General features: G+C 73.1%; 19 protein-coding genes. 11 read left to right on the top strand and 8 right to left on the bottom strand.

The features are described 5' to 3' along the window. Positions 1-26: 26 nt before the first annotated feature. Positions 27-680 carry a dienelactone hydrolase family protein gene (locus ACFZB3_RS07685; RefSeq protein ID WP_391371272.1) on the bottom strand — a complete coding sequence of 218 codons (654 nt, stop codon included), beginning with the start codon at positions 678-680 and terminating at the stop codon, positions 27-29. A 352-nt stretch (positions 681-1,032) separates the two neighbouring features. On the opposite strand from ACFZB3_RS07685, the gene ACFZB3_RS07680 reads away from it, so the two are divergent. Together ACFZB3_RS07680 and ACFZB3_RS07675 are read left to right on the top strand one after the other, a co-directional pair. Then, positions 1,033-2,574 (top strand): amino acid permease, encoded by a 1,542-nt coding sequence (locus ACFZB3_RS07680; protein ID WP_391371270.1) that lies wholly within the window; start codon positions 1,033-1,035, stop codon positions 2,572-2,574. A 32-nt stretch (positions 2,575-2,606) separates the two neighbouring features. Next, positions 2,607-4,067 (top strand): aldehyde dehydrogenase family protein, encoded by a 1,461-nt coding sequence (locus tag ACFZB3_RS07675; protein ID WP_391371267.1) that lies wholly within the window; start codon positions 2,607-2,609, stop codon positions 4,065-4,067. Between the two features lie 58 nt (positions 4,068-4,125). Here the strand turns inward: ACFZB3_RS07675 and ACFZB3_RS07670 are convergent, their stop codons facing one another. Both ACFZB3_RS07670 and ACFZB3_RS07665 read right to left on the bottom strand, forming a co-directional pair. Further along, on the bottom strand, positions 4,126-4,878 hold the full coding sequence (locus ACFZB3_RS07670; RefSeq protein ID WP_391371264.1) for a DUF1275 family protein: 753 nt from the start codon (positions 4,876-4,878) through the stop codon (positions 4,126-4,128). A 111-nt stretch (positions 4,879-4,989) separates the two neighbouring features. Beyond that, complete coding sequence (locus ACFZB3_RS07665; protein ID WP_391371261.1) at positions 4,990-5,925, bottom strand: LysR substrate-binding domain-containing protein; 936 nt, start codon at positions 5,923-5,925, stop codon at positions 4,990-4,992. Between the two features lie 239 nt (positions 5,926-6,164). On the opposite strand from ACFZB3_RS07665, the gene ACFZB3_RS07660 reads away from it, so the two are divergent. From ACFZB3_RS07660 to ACFZB3_RS07650, 3 genes are read left to right on the top strand one after another with little or no spacing between them, the layout of a single operon-like run. Continuing rightward, on the top strand, positions 6,165-6,821 hold the full coding sequence (locus tag ACFZB3_RS07660; protein WP_391371259.1) for an MFS transporter: 657 nt from the start codon (positions 6,165-6,167) through the stop codon (positions 6,819-6,821). After that, entirely contained in the window at positions 6,818-6,994 is a 177-nt protein-coding gene (locus ACFZB3_RS07655; protein WP_391371256.1) for a hypothetical protein, read from the top strand. The genes ACFZB3_RS07660 and ACFZB3_RS07655 overlap by 4 nt, the downstream gene beginning before the upstream one ends. Before the next feature lie 30 nt (positions 6,995-7,024). Next, positions 7,025-7,987 carry an alpha/beta fold hydrolase gene (locus ACFZB3_RS07650; RefSeq protein ID WP_391371254.1) on the top strand — a complete coding sequence of 321 codons (963 nt, stop codon included), beginning with the start codon at positions 7,025-7,027 and terminating at the stop codon, positions 7,985-7,987. Positions 7,988-8,032: 45 nt separating this feature from the next. Here the strand turns inward: ACFZB3_RS07650 and ACFZB3_RS07645 are convergent, their stop codons facing one another. Both ACFZB3_RS07645 and ACFZB3_RS07640 read right to left on the bottom strand, forming a co-directional pair. Then, positions 8,033-8,779 carry a phosphotransferase gene (locus ACFZB3_RS07645; RefSeq protein WP_391371251.1) on the bottom strand — a complete coding sequence of 249 codons (747 nt, stop codon included), beginning with the start codon at positions 8,777-8,779 and terminating at the stop codon, positions 8,033-8,035. Positions 8,780-8,865: 86 nt separating this feature from the next. Further along, positions 8,866-9,744 (bottom strand): LysR family transcriptional regulator, encoded by an 879-nt coding sequence (locus tag ACFZB3_RS07640; RefSeq protein ID WP_391371248.1) that lies wholly within the window; start codon positions 9,742-9,744, stop codon positions 8,866-8,868. A gap of 99 nt (positions 9,745-9,843) precedes the next feature. On the opposite strand from ACFZB3_RS07640, the gene ACFZB3_RS07635 reads away from it, so the two are divergent. After that, a complete protein-coding gene (locus tag ACFZB3_RS07635; protein WP_391371245.1) occupies positions 9,844-10,587 on the top strand; it encodes an SDR family oxidoreductase in 744 nt (247 codons plus the stop codon). A gap of 117 nt (positions 10,588-10,704) precedes the next feature. Next, positions 10,705-11,619 (top strand): squalene/phytoene synthase family protein, encoded by a 915-nt coding sequence (locus tag ACFZB3_RS07630; protein ID WP_391371242.1) that lies wholly within the window; start codon positions 10,705-10,707, stop codon positions 11,617-11,619. 14 nt (positions 11,620-11,633) lie between these two features. Here the strand turns inward: ACFZB3_RS07630 and ACFZB3_RS07625 are convergent, their stop codons facing one another. Together ACFZB3_RS07625 and ACFZB3_RS07620 are read right to left on the bottom strand one after the other, a co-directional pair. Then, on the bottom strand, positions 11,634-13,553 hold the full coding sequence (locus ACFZB3_RS07625) for a glycoside hydrolase family 97 catalytic domain-containing protein (RefSeq protein ID WP_391371240.1): 1,920 nt from the start codon (positions 13,551-13,553) through the stop codon (positions 11,634-11,636). 25 nt (positions 13,554-13,578) lie between these two features. Then, positions 13,579-15,891, bottom strand: coding sequence for a Tat pathway signal sequence domain protein (locus ACFZB3_RS07620; RefSeq protein ID WP_391372058.1), 2,313 nt, complete (start codon positions 15,889-15,891; stop codon positions 13,579-13,581). Between the two features lie 239 nt (positions 15,892-16,130). Between ACFZB3_RS07620 and ACFZB3_RS07615 the strand changes: the two genes are divergently transcribed. Next, the gene (locus ACFZB3_RS07615; RefSeq protein WP_391371238.1) at positions 16,131-16,802 is read left to right on the top strand and encodes a polysaccharide lyase family 7 protein; all 672 of its coding nucleotides are present in this window, start codon (positions 16,131-16,133) and stop codon (positions 16,800-16,802) included. A 10-nt stretch (positions 16,803-16,812) separates the two neighbouring features. Here ACFZB3_RS07615 and ACFZB3_RS07610 read toward each other — a convergent pair whose 3' ends face one another. Further along, on the bottom strand, positions 16,813-17,817 hold the full coding sequence (locus ACFZB3_RS07610) for a ricin-type beta-trefoil lectin domain protein (RefSeq protein ID WP_391371235.1): 1,005 nt from the start codon (positions 17,815-17,817) through the stop codon (positions 16,813-16,815). A gap of 274 nt (positions 17,818-18,091) precedes the next feature. Between ACFZB3_RS07610 and ACFZB3_RS07605 the strand changes: the two genes are divergently transcribed. From ACFZB3_RS07605 to ACFZB3_RS07595, 3 genes are all read left to right on the top strand, one after another. After that, positions 18,092-18,667 carry a sigma-70 family RNA polymerase sigma factor gene (locus ACFZB3_RS07605; RefSeq protein WP_391371232.1) on the top strand — a complete coding sequence of 192 codons (576 nt, stop codon included), beginning with the start codon at positions 18,092-18,094 and terminating at the stop codon, positions 18,665-18,667. Further along, positions 18,664-19,866: a hypothetical protein gene (locus ACFZB3_RS07600; RefSeq protein WP_391371229.1), complete on the top strand. Its 1,203-nt coding sequence runs from the start codon at positions 18,664-18,666 to the stop codon at positions 19,864-19,866. The genes ACFZB3_RS07605 and ACFZB3_RS07600 overlap by 4 nt, the downstream gene beginning before the upstream one ends. Positions 19,867-19,934: 68 nt before the next feature. Next, entirely contained in the window at positions 19,935-24,476 is a 4,542-nt protein-coding gene (locus ACFZB3_RS07595) for an FtsK/SpoIIIE domain-containing protein (protein ID WP_391371227.1), read from the top strand. The last annotated feature ends 27 nt before the right edge of the window (positions 24,477-24,503 follow it).

Below are 24,503 nucleotides of genomic sequence, written 5' to 3'. Positions count from 1 at the left end.
CAACAGGGACTGGCGGAACCAGGGCGTCAGTCCGGCAGATGGCGGGTGAACCAGTCGCGGGCCAGGTGTGCGACGCGTTCCAGGGTGCCGGGCTCCTCGAACAGGTGGGTCGCGCCGGGGACGACTTCGAGCCGGGTCTCGCCGGGGATCCGCCGTGCCGCCGCCCGGTTGAGCCGCAGGACCTCCCGGTCGCGGCCGCCGACGATCAGGAGCGTCGGCGGGCGGACGGACGCCAGCGCGGCCGCGGCCAGATCCGGCCGGCCGCCCCGGCTGACGACCGCGCGGACCGTCTCCGGACGCGCGGACGCGGCGACGAGCGCGGCCGCCGCGCCCGTGCTGGCGCCGAACAGCCCGCACCCCAGGCCCGCGACGGGCTCGTACTCCAGGAGCCGGTCGGCGAGGTCGGTCAGGCGCGCGGCGAGCAGGCCGATGTCGAAGCGCAGCGCCCCTGTGACCGCGTCGGTCCGCTCCTCCTCCTGGGTGAGCAGGTCGGCGAGCACGGTGCCGATCCCGGCCGCCTGGAGTTCGCCGGCGACGAAGCGGTTCCGGGGACTGTGCCGGCTGCTGCCACTGCCGTGCGCGAACAGCACGAACCCCCTGGCCGCCTCGGGGACGGCCACGTCGGCGTCGAGCCGCACCCCCGCGGCGGGCAGCCGCACGCTCTCCATGACCGCGTTCACGATGCCTCCTCACCGTCGGCGTTTCACGTCGCCGCGGATCCGAAACCTGCCCGGGTGACTCGCCCGGACCGGGGCCGGCACCCCGCCGGAGGGAAGCGCCGGCCGGGGCCGGTACCCCGCGGCGACGGCCGCGGCCAGGAGCGCACCGGCGGCGCGGCGGCGGGCGCTCTCCACGGCGGCGGCCGGAAGCCGGGAGCGGGTCGCGCCGGGTCCTGGCGTTTCCTGGAGATTTCCGGCCGCTGTGAGTGCCGGAAACGATGGTCACGACTTGGGTCCGAGCGCTTGTGTGCTTGTGCGGTGCAGTGGACCATGGCCGGATCGCGCCCCTCCTCCGAGCACGCTGGAGCTCCCGGTGACCGCTGCCCCACTCGCACCCGAGCCGGTCGACGCGCCGGCCGCCGCCCAGGCGGAACGGCAGAAGCTGCGCAAGCACTTCGGCCGCTTCGACATCCTGTTCTTCCTGCTGTGCACGATCGTCGGGGTGGACACGATCGGTGCCGTGGCCTCGTCCGGTGCCGAGGCGTTCACCTGGCTGATCGTGCTGGCCGTGGTGTTCTTCGTGCCCTCCGCGCTGCTGATCGCCGAACTCGGGGCCGCCTTCCCCGACGAGGGCGGGCCCTACATCTGGACCAGCCGGGCCTTCGGCCGGCTCGCCGGTGCCGTCAACAACTTCCTGTACTGGATCACCAACCCGGTGTGGCTGGGCGGGACCCTCGCCGTCTCCGCCGTCACGGCGTACACGACCTTCTTCAACGACGGGAAGGACCTGAGCACCGCCGCCTTCTACGTCTTCACCCTCGTCTTCGTCTGGGTGGGCGTGCTCGCCGCGATCCTCTCCTTCGACGTCGGCAAGTGGATCCCGACCATCGGCGCCTGGAGCCGGTTCGTGCTGCTCGGCCTGTTCACGGTCACGGTCGTGGTGTACGGGATCCAGCATGGTCTGCACGGTTTCGGCATCGGCGATTTCTCGCCGACCTACGCGGGGTTCGTCGGCCTGGTGCCCGTCCTGATGTTCAACTACGTCGGCTTCGAGCTGCCCAACACGGCCGGCGACGAGATGACGAACGCGCAGAAGGACGTCCCCTACGGCATCTTCCGCAGCGCCGTCATCTCGGTCCTGCTGTACGCACTGCCGATCCTCGGCATCCTGCTCGTCCTGCCGGTCAAGGCGATCACCGGCCTCGGCGGCTTCGTCGACGCGATCCGCCAGGTCTTCACGGTGTACGGCGGCCATGTCGCCGCCGACGGCACGCCCACGCTCAGCGGGTTCGGCACCGTGCTCGGCGACCTGGCCGCGATCATGTTCATCCTCACGGTGCTGTCATCCGGCGTCACGTGGATCATGGGCTCGGACCGCGCCCTGGCCGTCTCCGGCTACGACGGCGCCGCGCCCCGCTTCCTCGGCGTGATCTCCAGCCGGTTCGGCACCCCGGTCCGGGTGAACATCCTCAGCGGCCTGGTCTCCACCGGCGTCCTGATCCTGGCCCACCAGCTGACCAACGGCAGCGCGGCGAAGCTCTTCGGGGCGGTCCTCGGCCTGGCCGTGTCGACCACCCTCGTCAGCTACCTGGGCATCTTCCCGGCGCTGCCGTTCCTGCGCCGCAAGTACCCGGACACGCCCCGCCCGTACCGGGCTCCCCTCCCCTGGGTCATCAGCGGGGTCCTCACCCTGCTGATCCTCTTCGCCAGCGTGCAGCTGGTCGCGCCCGGGGCCGGCGACCACTGGTTCGGCGCCGACTACGCGCCGGACGGCTGGACCCACGCCGAGCGCGGGAAGTACCTGCTGACGGAGCTGATCCCGCTCGTCGGGTTCATGCTCCTCGGTGTCCTGTTCTGGGCCCTGGGCCGGCCGACCCGGACGGCCGCCCGAGACAAGCACGGCACAAATGCTTGAACTCTAAACATGTTGCTCCTACGGTTGCGCCCATGCCCCTCTTTCGCGAACTTCTGATCGGCGGCAAGGACGTCCCCGCCCTGTCCGGCCGTACCACCGAGGACATCGCCCCCTACACGGGCGAGGTCTACGCCACGGTCGCCGCGGCCGGGCCCGAGGACGTGACCCGGGCCGTGGACGCCGCCGACGCGGCCTTCGAGGCCTGGGCCGCGCTCGCCCCCTTCGCCCGGCGCGCGATCTTCCTCAAGGCCGCCGACCTGCTGGAATCCCGTGCGGAGCACGTCGCCGACCTCATGGCCCAGGAGGTCGGCGGCACCCGGCCGTGGGCCGGCTTCAACGTGGGTCTCGCCGCGAACATCCTGCGCGAGGCCGGGGCCGCGATCACCGCCCCGCGGGGTGAGGTGCTGAGCGCCCAGGAGGAGGGGACGCTCGGGCTCGCGGTACGGGAGCCGCTCGGGGTGGTGGCGGCGTTCGCGCCGTGGAACGCCCCGGTCATCCTGGGCGTCCGGGCGGTCGCGGCGCCGCTGGCCGCCGGCAACACGGTCGTCGTCAAGCCCAGCGAGGACGCGCCGATCGCCTGCGGGCTGCTGGTGGCGGACGTGCTCCGCGAGGCCGGCCTGCCCGACGGGGTGCTGAACGTGGTCACCAACGCCCGCGAGGACGCGGCCCTGATCGCGGAGGCGCTGATCGCCGACCCGCGGGTGCGGGCGGTGAACTTCACCGGCTCCACCGGCGTCGGCCGGATCATCGGCACCCACGCGGCACGGCATCTCAAGCCGGCGGTGCTGGAACTGGGCGGCAAGAACGCGGTCCTCGTCCTCGCGGACGCCGACGTGGACTACGCCGTGGACGCCGTCACCTTCAGCATGTTCATGAACTCCGGGCAGATCTGCATGTCCGGCGACCGCATCCTCGTCCACGAGTCCCTCGCCGAGGAGTTCACCCGCAAGCTCGGCGCCAAGGTCGCCGCCCTCCCGGCCGGCGACCCGGGCGACCCGCACACGGTGGTGGGCCCGCTGGTCACCGCCTCCGCGGCGGAGCGCGTGGCCGGGCTGGTGGCGGACGCCGTCGGCAAGGGCGCCACCGTGCTCACCGGAGGCGGCCGGCCGGAGGGCGCGGTGCACCCGGCGACCGTACTCGCCGACGTCCCCAAGGACGCCGAGCTGTACTACGCGGAGGCCTTCGGACCGCTCGGCGTCGTCGAGACGTTCGCTGACGACGCCGCCGCGATCGCCCTCGCCAACGACACGGACAACGGCCTGACCTGCGGCATCATCACCGAGAACGCGACGCACGGGCTGGCGGTCGCGCGCCGGATCCGGACCGGGATCGTGCACATCAACGACCAGTCCGTGGCCGACGAGCCGCATGCCCCCTTCGGCGGGGTCAAGGCGTCCGGGTACGGCCGGTTCGGCGGCCGGTGGGGCATCGAGGCGTTCTCCAACACCCGCTGGGTGACCCTCGCGACCCAGCAGGCGCACTACCCGTTCTGAGCGCGGCACCCGCCGTCGGCCCCCGCACCGACCGACGGGGGCCGACGGCGGACCGAGGTCACAGCGGGGCGGTCCAGCTCGCGTCCGAGCGGGTCAGGCCGAAGGCGTGCAGCGTGCAGCCGACGAGGAGCACGGTGGCGAGCAGCAGCGGCAGGGCCGGGTCGCCGTAGCGGACGGCGAAGGCGCCGACGAGGGCTCCGGCGAACATCGCCAGCACCGACAGGGCGCGGCGGCCCGTCCTGCCTCCGTGGCCGCCGGCGGCCCTGCTGTCGGCGGCGATGCCGGTGACGGTCATGGTCAGGACGGTCGTGGTCAGGTCCGGCACGGCGAGTGCGCGGGCCGTCGCGTTCTGGATGCCCATGGCGAGGCCGAGCAGTGCGATCAGCGGGTAGCGGGCCCCGGCCGCCTGCAGCGGGGCGTGGAACCGGGCGACGGCGTAGGCCGCCAGGATCAGCACCGTCTCCAGGACGAGGGCCAGGTGCAGGACGCGGCCGCGGTGGGCCCGGCAGCGGTGGGCGATCCGGCCGCCCAGCAGCGCGCCCGCCGCGAAGGCTGCCAGCGCGGCCAGCGAGGCGGCCAGGGAGAAGCCGGCGGCGCCCGCGATCGCGAAGCCGGAGAAGACGATGTTGCCGGTCATGTTGGCGACGAAGACACGGCCGAGCACCAGGTAGCTGAAGGAGTCCACGAGGCCGGTGACCACGGTGAGGGCGAGCAGCGCCGGGGGCAGGGGGCCGTGGCGGTCGGCCGGATCGGGCAGCACGGTGGCGCGTGCGTCTCGTACCACGGGCCGGACCGCGTCCATGATCGACATGGTGGTCCCTTCGGGTCGGGAGCGGGGACACACCTGGTGGGGTGCGTCCCCTTCAGCGTCCGGCCGCTCCGGTCATGCTGTCCAACATATGGATCCGGACGCAGCGATCGCTCATGCCGATCGTCCGCTCACGTGCCGGTCGAGCACGTCGAGAAAGGCCGTGCCGGCCGGCGACAGGCGGGTGCCGTCGTAGACCACGCAGATGTGGTGCACGGCCTCCTCGTCCACGAGGCGCAGCATCCGGGCGCCGCGGGGCAGTTCGCCGTCGGTGTCGAATCCCAGCAGGGAGCCGGGGCCCACGACGGAGGAGCGGGGGACGACGGTGACGCCCACCCCGCGTACGGCGAGCCGGATCATGTCGTGGACCTGGCCGACCTCGAAGTCGTGGCCCGCCTCGACGCCGGCCCGGGCGAACGCCGCCTCGACCTGCCGGCGCAGGCCGCTGCCGCGGGAGAACTGGATCAGCGGGTGGCTGTCCGGCAGGTCGGCGAGGTCGATGGCCTCCCGGTCGGCGAGGGCGTGCTCGCGGGGTACGACGGCGACCAGCGGGGCGCTGCCGAGCGCCCGGTGGTCCAGGCCCTCCGGCACCTCCCGGGCCCCGAGCCCGACCACCGCGAGGTCGAGGGTGCCGGCGAGGACCTCGGCGGCCATCCGGGAGCTGGGCGCGTTGGACACCCGCAGGTCGATGCCGGGGTGGCGGGCCCGGTACTCGGCCGCCACCTCGACCATGTCGACGGAGACCGCCATCGTCTGTACGAGGCCCAGCCGGAGCCGGCCCCGGCGCAGCCCGGCCAGCGCATCGAGGGCCGCCCGGGCGTTGTCGACGTCCGCCAGGATCCGCCGGGCCTGCGGTTCCAGCAGCTCGCCGGCGGCGGTCAGCCGTACCGACCGGCTCGTGCGGTGGAACAGCGGGGTACCGACGTCCTTCTCCAGCCGGGCGATCTGCTGGCTCAGCGCGGACTGCGCCACGTAGCAGCGGGCGGCGGCCCGGGTGAAGTTGCGGGTCTCCGCGACCGCCAGGAAGTACTTCAGATGCCGCAGCTCCATGGCATCAATCTCTCCTGCCGATGGATCGCCGTCAATCAAGGTTCCTGACAGATCCGCGGTCGGGGAGCGAACCACCGCGACCGGGGCCCGGGGGCTGCCCGTTCGGGCAGGGGGCGAGCCGGGAGGGCGTCCCTGCTTGCGGGGGCGCGGCCCCGGCGCGCAAGAAAGCCGCGTAGGAAAGCCAGGCAGGCGGGGACCGGGGCGGCCGGCCCGGCAACCACCTCTCGCGGAGCGGCGACATGGCAGGCACCACGAAGCACGACGGCGGCGACAGTGGCGTCAGCGTCGGCAGTGGCGGTGGCGGTCGCTTCCCAGCTCCCGGTTCGGCCTGGGCGCCGCTGGCACTGCCGGTGTTCCGGGCGCTGTGGATCGCGCAGTTCGTGTCGAACATCGGCACCTGGATGCAGACGGTCGGCGCGCAGTGGCTGCTGCTCGGCCACGGGGCGACCCTGGTCACGCTCGTGCAGACCGCGTCCAGCCTGCCCGTCGTCCTGCTGGCGCTGCCGTCGGGGGTGCTCGCCGACCGGTTCGACCGGCGCGGGCTGCTCGTCGTCGCCCAGGTCGCCATGTGCGCGGTGGCCGCGGTCCTCGCCGTACTGGCCTTCGCCGGCGCGCTCGCCCCGGGCGCGCTGCTCGCGCTGACGTTCCTGCTGGGCTGCGGCACCGCCCTGATGAGCCCGGCCTGGCAGGCGATCCAGCCCGAACTCGTCGGCCGCGCCCAGCTCGGCCAGGCCTCCGCGCTGGGCGCGGTCAACATGAACCTGGCCCGTGCCATCGGACCGGCCGTCGGCGGTGTGCTGGTCGCGGCCGCCGGCGCGGGGTGGACGTTCGCCTTCAACGCGGTGTCCTACCCTGGGCGGAGCACCTGGCCCAGCACCACACCCGCCAGACGGTGACCGACCGGCGCTTCGAGGAGCAGGCCCGGTCCTTCCTGCTGCCGGGCACCGCGCCCGAGGCCACGCACGCCTTCGACGCCGCCGCCGTCGCGGGCGGGGGCCCCAGACCGCCCGCGCCGCCTCCGCCGGCTGCGGACGCCTCCCCCGTGTCCGGAGCCGGGCAGGACGGGTAGCCGAAGATCGTTGCGCGTACGCTCGTGCACATGGTCCAGCATCGAATGGTCGACGTGAACGGGATCCGGCTGCACATCGCCGAGGAGGGTTCCGGCCCCCTGGTCGTACTGCTGCACGGCTTCCCGGAGTCCTGGCACTCCTGGCAGCACCAGTTCGGACCGCTGGCCGCGGCCGGCTTCCACGTGGTCGCTCCCGACCAGCGCGGGTACGGCAGCAGTGATCATCCCGCGGACGTCGACGCGTACAGCATCTTCCACCTGGTCGGCGATGTCGTCGGGCTGATCCGGGAGTTGGGCGAGGAGCGGGCGTTCGTGGTCGGGCACGACTGGGGCGCGCCGGTCGCCTGGCACACCGCGCTGTTCCGCCCCGACGTGGTGCGCGGGGTGGCCGGGCTGAGCGTGCCGCCGCCGTTCCGCGGGGCGCAGCCGCCGCTCGGGACGATGGACCGGAGGTTCGGCGGCCGCTTCTACTGGAACTACTTCAACCGCCCGGGTGTCGCCGACGCCGAGTTCGCCCGCGACCCGCGCACCACCCTGCGGAAGTTCTTCACCATGGCGTCCGGGGAGGGCGCCGGCACCGGCGAGATCCGGCAGCCGCTGGTCGACCCCGAGCGCGGCTGGCTCGCGGACATGCCGGATCCGGAGGTCCTGCCGCCGTGGTTCACCGAGGCGGACCTGGACGCCCTCACCGAGAGCTTCTCCCACGGCTTCACCGGCGCCCTCAACTGGTACCGCAACCTCGACCGCAACTGGGAACTGACCGCCCCCTGGCAGGGCGCCGTCGTCACCCCGCCCGCGCTGTACGTCTACGGCGACCGTGACCTGGTCCCGGCGTTCCCCGGCACACCCGAACTCATCGAGCGCCTCCCCACCCTGATGCCCGGCCTGGTGCGCGAGCCGGTCAGGCTGGCGGGCTGCGGGCACTGGACCCAGCAGGAGCGGCCGGACGAGGTGAACGCGGCCCTGCTGGAGTTCCTGAAGTCCCTTTCCTGAGCCTGTCCTTTCACGGCTTCCTGGGCCCAAGTGGCCCGGGCGGCCTCACATCCGGGATCTCAGCACGTCGACCTCGCAGCCCGGCGCGAAGGGGTCGAAGCCGTGCTCGCTCAGCCAGCGAACCACCAGCAGGCTGCGCAACGACCACCACGCGCGGATCACGCCGAGGTCGACGTCGCCGCCATAGCCGGCGATGACGTCGTCGAGGTGCTCCTCGTGTCCGAGCGTGAAGGTGGCAAGGTCGTACAGGGCATCGCCCCGGCCCGCCTCGGACCAGTCGATGATGCCGGTGACCTCGTCGCCGTCGACGAAGACGTGCGCGATCTGCAGGTCGCCGTGCGTGAACGCCGCAGTCCACGGCCGCAGCGCGGCCTCGGCGACCTGGCGGTTGCGGGTGACCAGGTCGGCGGGCAGGACACCGTTCGTCACGAGCACCTCGCACTCGCCGTCGAGTTCCGCCGTCAGCGCGTCGATGCTCCGCCCGGCCCGGCCCGGCCGGGCCGGCAGCGGCGCGTCGTGCAGTTTCCGGATGGCGGCACCCGCCGCGGCCCACGCCGTCGGTGACCCGGTCGACGGCCCGCCGAGGCGCCCGAGCGTCGTCCCCGGGAGTGCGGCGAGCGCGAGCACGGGCGCCCTGCGCCACAGGATCTCCGGGGTCGGGACGGGTGCGAGGGACATCGCCTCGACCTCGGCGTCCATGCGCGCCTGATCGACGTCCACCTTCAGGAACACGTCACCGACGCGCAGGGTCGCCCGCTCGGAATGGGCGACGACGACTTCGACCTCATCCATGGGCGACCAGTATTCCGGGGAGGACCGACGACGTCGCCGGGATTATCCCGAGCGCGGCGGCGCCTGGGTGACGGACCTTCGTGTCCTCACCGTCGGGAGGCGGTGCCGAGCACTGCGCGTGCGACGTCCTCCAGTGGTCCGAGCAGCGGGTTGGGGTCGTCGGCGCGCGTGACGAGTACGACCTCGCAGGGATCGATGTCGGTGACCGGCACCAGGGTGATGTCCTCGCGCACGGCGGCACGTCGGTCGCCGGCGGGGAAGATCGCGACGCAGTGGCCGGTGGCGACGAGTTCCAGCTTGTCCTCGTAGCTGTCGTCGGCCGCGGGCGGGGCCGGTGCCGGGCGGTCGCCGACCGGCTTGGGCGTGCTCCAGAGGACCGGAGTGCTGACGCAGGCCACCAGTTCCTCGGTCGACAGGGCCCGCAGGCTGACGGCTTTCTCCTTCGCCAGACGATGTCCGGCCGACGTGACGAGAACCCGCGGTTCCTCATGGAGTTCGGTCACCCGGAGGCCGTCCGTGGGGAAGGACAGCGGCCGGTACGCGACGAGGGCGTCCACCCGCCCCTCGGCGAGGGCGCGTGTGTCCCGCCAGTCGAGGTGCCGGGTGCGGACCTGGCCGTCCGGGTGCCGGCGGCGCAGTTCCTGCACGCAGGCGGTGATGACCAGGCCTTCGGCGTAGCCGATGGTGAGGGTGCGGGGCTGGGCGGCTGCCCTGGCCGTGCGAGCGGCTTGCTCGGCCTCCTGGAGCAGTGTCCGGGCCCTGGGCAGGAATGCCCGACCGGCGTCGGTGAGGCTGCTGCCCTGCGGCGAACGGTCGAGGAGCCGGACACCGAGCTGAGCCTCCAGCCGCTGGATCTGACGGCTCAGCGACGGTTGCGCCAGGTGCAGCCTGGTGGCGGCCCGGCCGAAGTTGCCGTACTCCGCCACGACCGTGAAATAGCGCACGAGCCGAAGATCGACGTCCATTCGCCCAGGGTACGTCGCGTGTCGGCATACGCCTGGCGCATGACGGCATACGGAACAGGTCTTGGACAGGGAGTGCGGCTGGATATTTGGGTTGGGGGCATGACCACTTACGAAGGCAAGAAGATCGTGATCACGGGTGGAAGCAGCGGTATCGGCCTGGCTGCGGCCCGGCTGTTCGCGGACGGCGGGGCGCGCGTCCTGATCACCGGCCGCAGCCGGTCCACCCTGGACGCCGCGCTGGAGCAGTTGGGAGACCAGGCGGTCGCCGTCCGCAGCGACGCCGCGGACCTGAAGGACGTCGAGGCGCTGGCCGGCACGGTCAGGGAGCGCTTCGGCGCGGTGGACGCGCTGTTCGTCAACGCCGGTGTCACCGCGTCCGCGCCGTTCGACTCGACGACGGAGGAGATGTACGACGCGGTGTTCGGCATCAACACCAAGGGCCCGTACTTCACGGTGCAGGCGTTGGCGCCGCTGCTGCGCGAGGGAAGCGGCGTCGTCCTCACCACCTCGGTGGTGAACGTCCTGGGCCTCGACGCGCTCAGTGTCTACTCGGCGAGCAAGGCGGCCCTGCGGTCGATGACGCGCACCCTGGCCCGCGAGCTGCTGCCACGCAAGGTGCGCGTCAACGCCGTGAGCCCCGGCCCGATCGACTCCGGCATCCTGGACCGCTCCCTGCCCGCCGACGTCGTCGAGACGATGAAGGACACCTACCGCAGCACCATCCCCATGCAGCGGCTGGGGAGGTCCGAGGAAGTGGCTGCCGCGGTGGCGTACTTGGCGTTCGGCGCGACCTTCTCGACGGGGACGGAGTTCCCTGTCGACGGCGGAGCTTCGCAACTCTAGGTGCTCTGCGACGGCCCGTTCGCACCGTAGAGGCACGCGAAGCCCGGCCGGCCCCGTTCGAGCAGTACGGCCGACCGGGCGGTCCGGCTCCGGACCGGGTTCCTCTACGATCACCGGGTGAGCGCGTGGAGCAAGACCCTGACCGCGGCAGGCATCACGGACCCGGAACTGCGCCGGGACTACAGCGTCCAGCGCCGGCTGGTGCGGCGGTACCGGCGCAGTGCCTATCTGGCCTGCCGGGTGCTGCTGCCGGCCGCCGTGCTGCCCCATGTGGTGGCGGCGACGGCCGTGATGCATCACGGGGACACCCTCCTGGACTCCGGCCCGAAGCCGGAGCGGGCGGCAGCCTGGGCCGCCTGGGAGGAGCGGGTGCGCAACGCGCTGGAGACCGGGACCAGTGACGATCCGCTGATCCGCACCCTGCTGCACACCATCGCCTCGTTCCCGCGGCACCGGGAGGTCGTGGAGTCGTATCTGCCCACCGCCGCGGCCGAGTTGGCGTTCGACGGCTTCACGACGGAGGCCGACTACCAGGCCTACGTGGACGCCTACTCCCTGCCCGCCTTCCTGCCGATCGCCGCACTGCTGGGGCCCGAGAACGACCCGGAAGGGCGGTTCCGGGCCGGTTGCCGCACGCTGATCGACGGCAGCCAGCGGCTGGACTTCGTCAACGACCTGGCCGAGGACCTGCGGGAGGGCCATCCGGGGATCCCGGCGGAGACGCTGAAGCACTTCTCGGTCACGGTGGCGGACCTCGAAGCGGGCCGGGCCTCCGACGGGCTGCGCTCCCTGGTGGAGCACGAGGTCGAGCGGGCCCGGACCGATCTGCGGTCGGGGCGGGCGGTGCTGGACCTGATGCCGCCCGCCCACCGGCCGATGGTGAGTGCCCTCGTCGAGATCGAGCTGATGACCGCCGAGGCGGTACTGGCCCGGGGTACCGGGGTGCTGCGGGGTTCGGCGTCGCCGTCCACGGCGGGCACCCTCAAGCTGTTGCTCGGTGCCCGCCGGGCGGCGGTGCGCGCTCAGCGGTAGCAGGTGGTGACGGCTCAGCGGTAGCAGGTGGTGACGCCCGGGCGCCAGGGGCAGGCGATCCCGGCGAAGCCGCCGTTGGCCACGACGTCGACGCTCAACTCGTCACCGCCGCTCACCACTTGACGATCCTGGACGAGACCGTCGGCCCCGTCCCGGATGGTCTCGACCAGCCAGCGGCCCCGGCCGATGGCCAGCGGCACGGTGGCGGTGCGGGCGGCACCGGCGTACACCCCGCCGAGGAACCAGCGGTTCCCGCTGCGCCGGGCGAGCACGGCCTCCTGTCCGGGGCTGCCGGCCAGCAGCCGGGTGTCGTCCCAGGCGGCGGGCTCCTGGTCCATGAAGTCCCGGGCGAGGGGCCGTTGGTCGTACGACTCGGGGGTGCCCGCGAACATCTGGAGCCCCGACTCGTAGACGACGGTGAGCCCGGCCTCGGCCGCGTCGGAGTTGGGGCGCAGACCGACGCGCTGGAAGCCGCCGGGGGTGAAGTCCATGGAGCCGATGACGTTGCGGGTGAAGGGCAGGGTGGTGAGGTGGGCGGCGGTGTTGGTGCGCTTCTCCTCGCCGCCGACGGCCTCCATGCTCATCACCTGGGGCCAGGTGCGCTGGATGCCCTTGGGGAGGGTGGCGCCGTGGAAGTCGACCATGAGGTGGTGGGCGGCGGTCTCCGCGAGGATGGTGTCGTACCACTGGAACATGGACTGCGCCTCGGAGTTCATGAAGTCGATCTTGACTCCCTTGACGCCCCAGCGCTCCAGCGTCGGTAGCCACTGGGCGCGTTCCTCGGGGGTGTCGAGGTCGCGCTGGTGGATCCAGACGATGATCCCGACGCCCTTGGCCTTTGCGTAGTCGACGAGTTCGGGCATCCAGCTGTCGGTCTGCCAGTCGGGGTCGGTGACGTCCCACTCGTCCTTCTTGAAGTACCAGCCGGAGTCGACGGCCTCGTAGGGCCAGTGGTGGGCGGCCGCGTAGTCGACGTACGCCTTCTGCGCGTCGAGGCTCTGCCCTGCCGTGCGGCCGCCGGCCAGCCAGGTCCACAGCACGGTGCCGGGGCGGATCCAGGAGGTGTCGGCGACCTTGGAGGCCGGGGCGAGGTCGTCGGTGAAGGTGGACCCGGTGACGGTGGCGAGGTCGCCGGTGATCATGGCCCGCCAGGGGGTGGTCAGGGACCCGTCGGTGTGGACCTGGCTGTCGGCGAGCTTCACGCGGTAGGTGCCGGTGCCCTGGGTGTGGGCGAGCCGGGCACCGGAGTAGCTGCCGGTGAGGTCGGACTCGGCGAGCAGGGTGTAGCCGCCGTCGGTGGCGAACAGGGCCTGGTCCGAGTACTCGCCGGTGGGGGCGGTCGCGGCGGTGTACTGGTTGAACTGGCCCTCGTTGTCGACCCGGTAGGTGCTGAGCCAGGCGCCCGCGTCCGCCGGCAGGTCGAACGCGGAGGTCTCGCCGAGGACGTCGCCGTACCCGGCGGGCAGCACGTACCGGTAGGCGATGCCGTCCGCGGCGGCGCGGACGACGAGGTCGAGGCGGGCACCGGCGGCGGTGGCGAAGGACAGCCGGGTCTCGTTCATCCGCACCCGGCGGTCCAGGCGTTTGCCGGACTTCGCCCGGTAACGCTCCTCGATCGTACGGTCCTTGCGGTGCAGGAAGCGCAACCCCTGGGAGAGGTCCGCCTGTTGGGTGACGATGCCGACGGGTGACGGCTCGATGACCGTACGGCCGTCGCGGGAGACCGTGAGGCTGAGGGTGCCGGTGGTGTCGTCGAGGGCTATCCGGGCGCGGGGCGCGTGCGCCGCCTCGGACACGGTCCAGGTGTGCGGCGGCTGCCACTGCTGCCCGACCCGTGCGGATGCGGATGCGGCCGCGGTCGCGGTCGTGAGGAGGGTGGCCGCCAGCCCGGTACAGAGCGCGGCGGCCATGGTTCTGGTGAGGGGAACGGCCATGAGGAGCCTGCCTTCCGGTCGGTGGTTACGGCAGTCCCCACGCCGCGCCCGGTTCGCTGACGGCGACGGGGGCGACGACGAGGTCGGGGCGGGGGCCGGAGTGGACGAGGACCTCGCGGCCGCGGGGCAGGTCGATGGCGAGGGTGCCGTCGCCGAGGTCGCGGGTGCGGGCCGGGGCGCCGTCGTCGAGCAGGACGGTGAGGGGGCCGGTCAGGCCGTGCCGCAGTTTGAGCGGCTCGCCGGCCAGGCTGCGGATCCGGATGAAGCGGGTACTGCCCGCCTTGCGTACCGCGCTGACCAGGAAGGCGCCCTGGGTGCGGAAGTCGTGCAGGGTGAGGTCCGCCCAGGCGGTCGGGACGGCCGGGAAGACCCGGATGATCCCGCCCCAGCTCTGGCAGAACATGTCGTGCAGGGACTGCGAGGCGGACAGCGGGGTCTCGATGACCGGACCGGCCTCGGTGTAGTGGGTGTTGGCCCGGCAGGGGTAGCGGGTCGTGGGGTCGAAGAACTTCCGCAGGTAACCGATGGCGGTGTCGCCGTCACCGGTCATCGCGTACATCGAGGCGGCCCCGGTGTAGCTGTAGCCGCGATGGGCTCCGGTCAGCGCGTGCCAGCGCACGACGGACTTCGTGATCAGGTCGCGGTTCTCCGGCTGGTCCCAGTTGACAAGGTACAGCGGGTAGACCATCAGCAGGTGCGAGTAGTGGCGGTGGGACTGCGCGTACGGGGTGTCGGCGCCGATCATGAAGCCGTTGTCGTCGACCGGGTACGGGGTGAGCCGGGCCAGGATCTCCTGCCAGCGGGGCTTCAACTCGTCGTCGATGCCCAGCAGTTCGGCGGAGTCGAGGAGGGTCTGGCAGCCCCATCGGATCAGGGCCAGGTCGTAGTTGGTGTCCTGCGGCGGGACGACCGGGTACTCGGGCGAGAGCGTGCTCGGAAGGTGCAGCCTGCCGTCGCTGCCCGGGGTGAGGAAGTGCCAGTAGTAGGTGATCGTGCGGCGCAGCAGCGGGTAGATCGTGTCGCGGAGCAGGGACTTGTCCATGGAGTGGCGGTAGGAGAGCCAGACGTTGTGCAGGGCCCAGGTGAGGTCGCCGGTCTCGGCGCCGGTGCCCGGCCGGCCCACCTCGCGGTTGCCGAACATGTCGGAGCTGCGGCCGATGCCGGAGCTGTCCGCGCGGTAGGCGGCGGGCACGTTGGCGGTGAGCTGTTCCTGGCTCTGGCGCAGGGTGGTGGCGAGGGAGTCCAGTTCCGGGTGGTTGAAGGCGTGGATCAGCCAGTATTCGAGCTGGACGTTGAGGTTCCACCAGACGGCGGGCCAGGGGGTGGGTTCCAGCCAGGGGCCGGGGGTGGCCATGACCGGGCCGTCGGCGCGGCTGGCGGAGGCGACCTTGTAGAGCTGGATCCAGTGGAAGCTCTGGAGGCGCTGGTCGGGGAAGGAGACGAAGCTCTTGCGGTAGAAGGCGTGCCACCAGCGGGTGTGGCGTCGCCTGAGTGTGCTGTATGACATAGCACTGCGCAGGTTCCGCCGGGAGTCGGCCTCCGCGGCACTGTCCGAGGGGAAGCTGTGCCCGACGCTCAGCAGAAGTTCGTCGCCGGTACGGCGGTAGGAGGTGGCCGTCTGGCCGCCGCCGGTGAGGGGTTGGAGGACCTGTTCGGTGCCGTCGGCCGTGGTCCGGGTGGTCCAGGGCGGGTTGGCGGTGTAGCCGGCGGGCGGTGCCTCCTGGATCTTGCGGGGGCTGATCGCCTCCTCGGGGTGGAAGGTCCAGGTGACGCGCTCGCCGCCGGCGGCCGTGGCCCGGACGGCGAGGACCTCGTCGTGGATGAGGGCGGCGAGGGTGAGGGTGCCGGCGGTGGTGGTGACGGTGCCGGTGAGCTCGGCGTTCCACAGGCTGAGGCGCCAGTCGACGGCGGTGACGGTGCCGGCCGGTTCGAGGGTGAGGTGGCCGACGGGCAGGCGGGCGGTGCCCCAGCCGCTGCCGAACTCGGGGCGGTGGTCCTGGACCCGGCCGTGCTGGACGGTGAACCGGATCTGGTTGGCGCCCGGTTCCTGGTAGATCATGCTGCCGAGCAGGCCGTCGCCGAGGAACGGCCCCTCGTACCAGAGGGTCGGCAGCCTGCTCCAGAGCAGGTCCTGGCCGCGCAGGAAGCGGTCCCAGGCGCCGTCGGCGGTCATGGTGTTGCGGAGTTTCCAGGGGCGTCGGGCCCCCGCGGCGGCCGGTGCCGCCGCCTCCGCGTGGGCGGTTCCGGGCAGGGTCACGGCGGCCGCCGCTCCGCCGAGGGCGGTGCCGAGTACGGCTCTGCGGGGCACCGGCGAACGTTGCTCCGGGTGCGAGGTCATCATCGTCCTCCAGACCTGACGGATCATCGATACATCGGGTGTATCGGGGAACCTAGGGACCCGGCTTACGCCTGTCAACAACCCCAACACGGCTACGATCACGCCGACTTGAGTCAATCAACCGCCTTGAGCTTCACGTTCATATCGATAACCATGACCCAAGTCCTTGACTCCTCCGATGTATTGGAGTTGCCTGCGAGCGCACCATCTCTCGACTCCCCCACCGGAAAGGACCGTCGATGAACCGGAGATCCCTCTTACGGGCCGGCACCGGAGCGCTTTTCGCCCTCCCCCTGGCCGGCCTGACCGACGGCGTCGCCGTCGCGGCCGCCGCCCCGACCGACGGATGGACGCAGACCTCGTTCGCCTACAGCTGGCAGAAGCCCTGGAACCTCGATCTGAGCGACCGGCACAGCTCCAGCGGGGGCGTCGAGCGGATGTGGGTGTACGCCACCGACGAGCCGTTCGAGGAGGGCAGCGACACGGACCCGCGCACGGAGATGCGCTGGAAGGTCGACTACAGCACGGGCGGCCACATGTGGGACGCCGACGTCTATCTGCCGTCCGGCACCGACGGCGCGACCTTCGTGCAGATCCTGCGGAGCGTCCATCCCTCGGGCACCCCGGCGACGGACATCATGCTCGACGTGTACGACACGGGCGGCGGTACCGTGCGGCGCTACGACGGCACGGTGCTCAGGACGGACGCGTACGACACCTGGTTCAACGTCAAGATCGCCCACGAGGCGAGCACCGGGACCGGGACCGTCAAGGTCTACCTGGACAACTCCCTCGTCCTGACCGTCGACGACCGGGGCCCGGCCACCCGCTACTTCAAGAACGGCGTCTACAACCACGGTTCCGGCCGTGCGGAGGCCCGGTTCCGCAACCTCCGCTACTGGACCAGATGACCGGCCGTGGTCAGCCCTTGTGCCACTTCTGGTTGGAGGTGCCGGAGCACGTCCACAGCTGGAGCTTGGTGCCGTTGGCCGTGGCGTTGTCGGTGACGTCGACGCACTTGTCGGCGAGGGCGCTGACCAGGTCGCCCTGCGCGCTGAGGTAGAACAGCTGGGCGCGGTTGCCGCTGCACCTGGCGACCTGGATCGCCGTGCCGTTCGCGGTGTTGCCCCAGGCCAGGTCCATGCACAGGCCGAGCGAGCGGATGGTGCCGTCCGACTGGAAGACCCACTTCTGCCTGGCGGCGCCCGAGCAGTCCAGGATCTGCAGCCGGGTGCCGTCCCCGCCGGAGTTGGTGACGTCGATGCACCGGCCGGACCCGGTGCCGATGAGCTTCACGCCGGGGACGGTGGGGGTCTTCGTGCCGCTGCTGCCGGACGAGGTACTGCCGGACGAGGTACTGCCCGACGACGTGCTGCCGGTCGAGGTCTTCCCGGAGGACGAGGAGGACTTGGAGCCGCTCGACTTCGAACCGGAGGACGTGGAGCCCGAGTCCGAACCGGAACCGGAGCCGGAGCCGGAGCCGACGGTGCCGCCTCCCGGCTGCTGCCCGGTCGAGCCGGTGCCCGTGCCGCCTGCCGACCCGGAACCGCCGGAGGCGGTCTTCCCGGGCCGGTGGGAGGGGGTCCGCGCGGGCGTCGGGGACGAGGACGGCGACGGGGACACGGATCCGGTGGTGCCGGACAGCGTCGTCGGCTCCCCCGCCGCCACCACCGCGGCCGGTGCGGTGTCCGGGCCGGGGAAGAGGTCCACCCGGCTCAGCAGCGGCACGGCCAGGGCCACGACGACGGTGAGCCCGGCCGCCGCGCCGACGGTCGCCCACACCCGCACGCCCGGCACAAGGCCGCGGCGGGGTACGGCGGGACGGCGGGCGAAGGTGTCGCTGAAACGTCCCGCCGGGGTGCCTGACCGGTCCGCCGGGGGCCGGGGTCTGCGAAGGGGCGGCACGTCGTCTCCTGAAGGTCTCATGAGGGGTCCTGGAACACCCGGAACATGCGGGGCACAGGAACAGTAACCAAGCCACGGCACCGATCCCCCCACCCGACCACGAACATCCGACCGAACGTCACCTTCCGTACACCTTGCAGGGTTACCTGTGACAGATCTGTTGCGGGCCGGGCGGCGACGACTTCGTGAACTGGCCTTATTCGCGCTAGCGTTCGCGGCGGATGCCATTCACAGTGACGCAGAGCGACACCGCACGACAGCGCAACAGCACCACCGACACCGGGAGGCGGAGGCCGTGAGCCTCATCGACCATGACCACGCCGACGGCGCGGACCGGACGCTCGGCCTCCTTCTCGCGGAGCGCGACAGTCTGCGCCGCTTCGTGACCGGCATGATGGGGCGCGACCCCCACGGCGCGGAGGACGTCGTCCAGGAAACCCTGTTGCGGGCCTGGCAGTCGGCCGGCCGGCTGGACTGGAGGGACCGGCCCATCCGGATGTGGCTGTTCCGGGTGGCCCGCAACCTCGTGGTCGACGGCCGGCGCCGGGACCGGAGCATCCCGGTGGGGATCACGGCGGCGGACTTCGGCAGTGCCGCCCCCGCGCCGGTGCCCGACCACGCCGAACAGGTCGGTGACCGGCGGGTGCTGGTCTCCGCCCTGCGCACCCTCGCGCCCGCGCACCGGGAGGCCGTCGCCCGCGTCCATCTGCTGGGCCAGCCGGGCCACGACGTGGCCCGCCAGCTCGGACTGCCCCCGGGCACGGTCAAGTCCCGTACCCATCACGGCATCCGCGCGCTGCGCACCACCCTCGAATCCCACGGCTGCCGCCCGGCCGGGACCGAGCATCTCCGGGGAGAGACGACCTCATGACCTCCGACACCGTCACCACCCTGCTCGGCCTCGTCGGCGTCCTGGTGCTGGTCCTCGCCGTCACGCACTGGCTGGTCCGGCGCGGCGGCGGCTGGAAGGCCCTGTGGCGCCGGCTCGGGCGGGAGGCCGGCCTGACCGTGAAGGCGTTCACGGGTCCGGTCCGCACGGAACTGCGTTACCGGCGCGGTCTGCGCCTGCTGGTGCGGCTGCTGCGCGACCCGGCCGTCTGGGCCGACGCCGAGCGGGCCACGGCGCTGGCCGCGGCCGTCCGGCCCGGAGTCCGGCCCTACGGTGTGCTGGCCGGCCCGGAGTGGATGGCCGTACTGGTCGCGGCGGACGGCGACGCGCTGCGCGAGCCGCCGGAGCCCTGGGCGGCGGACGAGAGCGATCCTCGGCTGTGGTGGATCGACCGTGCCGACCTGACGGACGACGGCACGGAGTCCGCCGTGCCGCTGCTGGTGTGCGTGGGGCACGACATGGGCCACGCCGTCCTGCTCGACGTGCGTTCCGGACCGCCGGCGCTGTCCGTGTACGGCCCGTCGCGCGCCGCCCGTTCGACCCGTGCCGTGCTCCAGGCGCTGGCCGCACAGCTGGACGCCCGGCTGCCGGAGGGCCGGGTCGCCATCGCCGCCGGGGTGCACCCGCGGCATCCGGGGATGCCGGCCACCGCGGCGGTCGGGCAGCCCGGCATCGAGGTCGCGGTCTGCGCCGACCCGTTGGAGCGGCCGCTGCCGTCCGGGGTCCGGCTGCTGAGCCTGGGCGTGGCCCGGGGCCGGACCCGGCTGCTGGAGATCGCCCCGGACGCGGTGCTCACGGTGCACGGCGCGCCCGCCGCCGCCCGGGTCGACGTGCTGCCGCTGTCGCGGGCCGTGGCCCGGACGCTGGCCGCGCTGCCGCCGTGCCCGGACCTCCCGTCCGAGGAAGCCGTTCACCCGGTGGACGCCGTGGCCGTGACCGACCCCGACCTGCTGCCGGACGAGCCGGACCTCGACGCCGGCGCGGCTCCCGTCGCCGGGCCGACCGGGGTCTCCGCGACCCGGCCGGCCCCCGCGTCCGAGCGGACCGCCGCGCCGGTGCCCGCTCCGGCTGCCGCGCCGGTGCCCGCTCCGGCCGCCGCCGTCGAGAGCGACGACGACTTCGCGGAACCGAGCACCGCCGAGGCGGCCGGGGTCTCCGCGACCTCGCCGCAGGCTCCGTGACGGCCCGACCGCCGTACCGGTCCCCTGATCCCGTTGATCCTGTACGAACGAATGCCCGGCTGGGAGCCGTGAACCTCACCATCACCACCGTGGACGCCACGGACGGACAGCGCCGCGACCACCAGGTCCGGCTGCCCTCGAACGCCACCGTCGGCGATCTCGCCGCCGCCCTGACCGAGGACGAGGGCGCCGCCACCGGCGGCGCGGACTGGGCGGCGGCCGGTGCGCCGCGGGCCCGGAACCTCTACGCCGGTGACCACCGGCTCGATCCCGGCGCGCCGGTGTCCGGCAGCGGCATCCGCGACGGCGGACTGGTCGGGCTCGGCGGCCCGGCCCGCCCGGCCGACCTGGTCCGGGTCCAGGACGACGCCGACCCGGCCGGAGTGCTCGCCGAGGTGCACCTGGTCTCCGGGCCGGGTGCCGGGCGCACCTGGCGGCTCGGCCCCGGCAGCCACGAGATCGGCACCGACCCGCTGTGCGCCCTGCGGCTCGACGCCGCCGACGGGGTGCCGGAGAGCGGGCTGTGGGTGACGGTCGGCGCGGACGGCACCGCGGCCTGGCAACGCATCGACGCCGACCCCGAGGCCGCCGTGCGGGCCCGGCTCGCCTCGCCGCCGCCCGACGACGCCATCACCCAGCTGCGCCGCCCCCGCCCGCAGCCGCCCCGCGAGCGCCCGGCTGGCCCTGGCCCGGTGCCGTGGCCGGCCGGTGAGGACCTGACGGTGGGTCCGGTGCTGCTGCGGATGAGCGGCCCGGTCGAGGCGGACGCGGCCGTGACGCCGTCCGCCGACGGCTACGGCGTGGACTACAACCGGCCGCCGCGGATCGCCCCGCACCTGGACGCCGAGCGGGTCCGGCTGCCGCAGCCGCCGTCGCCGCCGCAGAAGCGGCCGTTCCCGACCGTGATGATGATCTCCCCGATCGTCCTCGGCCTGTTCATGGTCAGCATCTTCAAGTCGTACTACTTCCTGGTGTTCCTGTTCCTCAGCCCGATGATGATGCTGTCGAACTGGGCGACCGGCCGCCGTGCGGCCCGCAAGCAGTTCCTGGAGTCGGAGGCGGCCTACGAGCGGCGCCGTGACGTCCTGGAGGAGCAGGTCCGGGACGCGGTCGTGGGCGAGCGCCGGGTGCGGGACAAGACCGGCCCGGACCCGGCGGCGGTCGCCCTGATCGCGACCGGTCCCGGCGGCCGGCTCTGGGAGCGGCGCCGCCGCGACCCGGACCATCTGGTGCTGCGCCTGGGCACGGTGGACCAGCCGTCGGTGCGGGAGCTGGAGGACCCGGCGCGGGACGAGAACCACCGCTCGATCCGCTGGAACATCCCCGACACGCCGATCGGTGTCGACATCACCGCGCATGGGGTGGTGGGCATCGCCGGTCCGGCGGCCGAGGTGCAGCCGCTGGCCCGCTGGCTGGTGGCGCAGGCCGCGGTGCTGCACAGCCCGCGCGACCTGCGGGTCGTCGTCCTGACCGAGCCGGACCGGGTGGCGGACTGGGCGTGGACCCGCTGGCTGCCGCATCTCAGGCCCGGTACGGCCGCGGGTCCCGTGGTCCTGGTCGGCAACGACCCGGAGTCCACCGCCGCCCGGATCAGCGAACTCGTCTCCCAGGTGCAGTCGCGGCGCCGGCAGGCCGGCAACGAGCGTGACGTGGTCTTCACCGAGCCCGACGTGCTGGTGATCGCGGACGGTGCGCGGCGGCTGCGTGACGTGCCCGGCATGGTGCAGGTGCTGACCGAAGGACCGCGGGTGCGGATCTTCAGCGTCTGCCTGGACGAGCAGGAGCGGCTGCTGCCGGAGGAGAGCACGGGCGTCGTGCTCGCCGCCGACGGACGGCTGACCCTGCGGCGGCCCGGCGCGCCCGACCTGCCCGCGGTGCGCGCCGACCGGGTCTCCCCCGAGTGGTGCGAGCAACTGGCCCGCGCGCTGGCCCCGCTCCGGGACGTCAGCCCCGAGCACGACGCCGGACTGCCGCAGCGGGTCCGGCTCCTGGACCTCCTCGACCAGGAGCCGCCCAACGCGCAGGCCCTGCTGGACCGCTGGCAGACCGACCCCGCCTCCACGTCCTTCCTCATCGGCACCGGCTTCGACGGCCCGCTCTCCCTGGACCTGGTGCAGGACGGACCGCACGGCCTGGTCGCCGGTACGACGGGTTCCGGCAAGTCGGAGCTGCTGCAGACGTTCGTGGCCTCGCTGGCCGCCGCCAACCGGCCCGACGAACTCACCTTCGTGCTGGTCGACTACAAGGGCGGCAGCGCCTTCAAGGAGTGCGCGAACCTGCCGCACACCCTCGGCATGGTCACCGACCTCGACGCCCACCTGGTGGAGCGGGCCCTGGAGTCGCTCGGCGCCGAACTCCGGCGCCGGGAGCAGGTGCTGGCCGCCGCCGACGCCAAGGACCACCCCGAGTACCGGGCCAAGCGGGCCGCCGACCCCTCGCTGGCCCCGCTGCCTCGACTGCTGCTGGTCATCGACGAGTTCGCCACCCTGGTCCGCGAAGTCCCCGACTTCGTGCCCGGGTTGATCAGCATCGCGCAGCGCGGCCGTTCGCTCGGCATCCACCTGATCCTGGCCACGCAGCGCCCGGCGGGTGTGGTGACGGGTGACATCCGCGCCAACACCAACCTGCGGATCGCGCTGCGGGTCACCGACATGACCGAGAGCCAGGACATCATCGACGTCAAGGACGCCGTCGACATCTCCTCCGGCACCCCCGGGCGGGCCCTGGTGCGGCGCGGGCCGAAGCAGGCCGACCCGTTCCAGACCGCCTGGGTGGGCGCGGAGCGGCCCCGGGAGACACCGGCCGCCGCGGCCGAGCCGGAGGCCGGTCCCCGCAAGCCGGTGCGCGCGGTGGACGTGGGCTGGGACGCGCTCGGCCGCCCCGCCGAACTGCCCGCCGAGACGCGGACGGTGACGGTCGCCTCCGCGCAGGGCCCGGCCCCGACCGACCTGCAGGCGCTGGTCGAGGAGATCCGCACCGCGGCCGACCTGCTCGACGACTTCACCGCGCAGCCCAGCCCCTGGCTGCCCCCGCTCCAGCGCGAACTGACCCTGGCGGACCTGGACGAGCTGGGTGCCACCCGCGAGGGCCGGCTGGTGATCCCGTACGCCCTGGAGGACGTGCCGCAGTTCCAGCAGCGCCGGGTGGCGGTGGCCGACCTGGCCACCTTCGGGCACCTGTACGTCATCGGGGCGCCGCGCTCGGGCCGTACCCAGGTGCTGCGGACCATCGCCGGGTCCGCGGCGCGCGCGGCGAGCACCGCCGACGTGCACATCTACGGCATCGACGCGGGCGGCGGCGGACTCACCGCGCTCGGTGCGCTGCCGCACTGCGGTGGCGTGGTCTCCCGGCACGACCTGGAGCGGCTGGGCCGGCTGCTGCAGCGCCTGAACCGGGAACTGACCGAGCGGCAGGACCTGGCGCAGACGCACAGCGCGACCGGCATCGCCGAGCTGCGCAAGCTGCTGCCGAAGGCCGAACGGCCCGCGCACATCCTGCTGTTCATCGACGGCTGGGACTCGCTCTCGGTCATCATCGACGAGCACGACCACGGCCAGCTGGTGCAGGAGGTGACCCGGCTCATCCGTGAGGGTGCCGCCGCGGGCATCCATGTCGTCGCGACGTCCGAACGCTCCCTGCTGGGCGGGCGGATGGCCGCGCACAACGACCACAAGCTGCTGCTGCGGCAGGGCGACCGCAGCGACTACCAGGCGGTCGGCATGATGCCGAACAAGATCCCGGCCGACATCCCGCCGGGCCGTGGCTGGCACGTCCTCAGCGGCACCGAGACCCAGGTGGCGCAGCTGGCGGCCGGCGGCGGCACCGAGCAGGCCGAGGCGCTGCGCTCGATCGGCGAGGCCGCCCGCAAGCGGGACGCCCAGGTGCCCGAGGCCCGGCGGCCGTTCCAGGTCGCGGTGCTGCCGCGCTCGGTGGAGTTCGCCGAGGCCTACGAGAAGGTCGCGCAGACCGACCGGCGGCCGATGTGGGGTCTGCTCGGCGTCGGCGGCGACGAGGGCGGCCCGGTCGGCACCGACCTGGCGGGCTCCGCCTCGGCGTTCGGGGTGTTCGGCCCGGCCGGGTCGGGCCGCAGCAACACCCTCGCCTCGATCGCGGTTTCCCTGCTGGCCGGCGGTACCTCGCTGGTCGTGCTCACCCCGCGCGAGTCGCCGCTGCGCGCCCTGGAGCGGCACGCCACGGCCACCGTGCTCACCGAGAACGACCCGTCGGCGGATACCGTGCAGGCGGCGCTGGACGCGCTGCCGGGGCCGAAGGTGGTGGTGATCGACGACGCCGACCTGCTCACCAGCTCGGCGGCGGACAAGCTGCTCAAGGAGATCGCCGTCTCGGGCCGCGACCGGGGCCTGGGGCTGGTCTACGCGGCTTCGGCGGAGGGGTTCCAGAGCGGGATGAGCGGCTGGACGCTCGCGGCCCGCCGGGCGCGGCGCGGTCTGCTGCTCGCGCCGAAGAACCTCACCGAGGGCGACCTGGTCGGCGTACGGCTGATGCCGAGCGTGGTCCGGGCGACGACGCACCCGGGCCGGGCGTGGACGGCCGGTCCGAGCGGCGCGCTGCTCGCCCTCCAGGTCCCGCTCACCCCGCTGCGGTCCTGACCACCCCCGCCGCACCGCACGAGAGGG

The organism is Streptomyces sp. NPDC008092, from assembly GCF_042957285.1.
Lineage (GTDB): Bacteria > Actinomycetota > Actinomycetes > Streptomycetales > Streptomycetaceae > Streptomyces.
The sequence above is the reverse complement of the archived record's forward strand: the minus strand, read 5'-3'. Positions and strand labels throughout refer to the sequence as shown.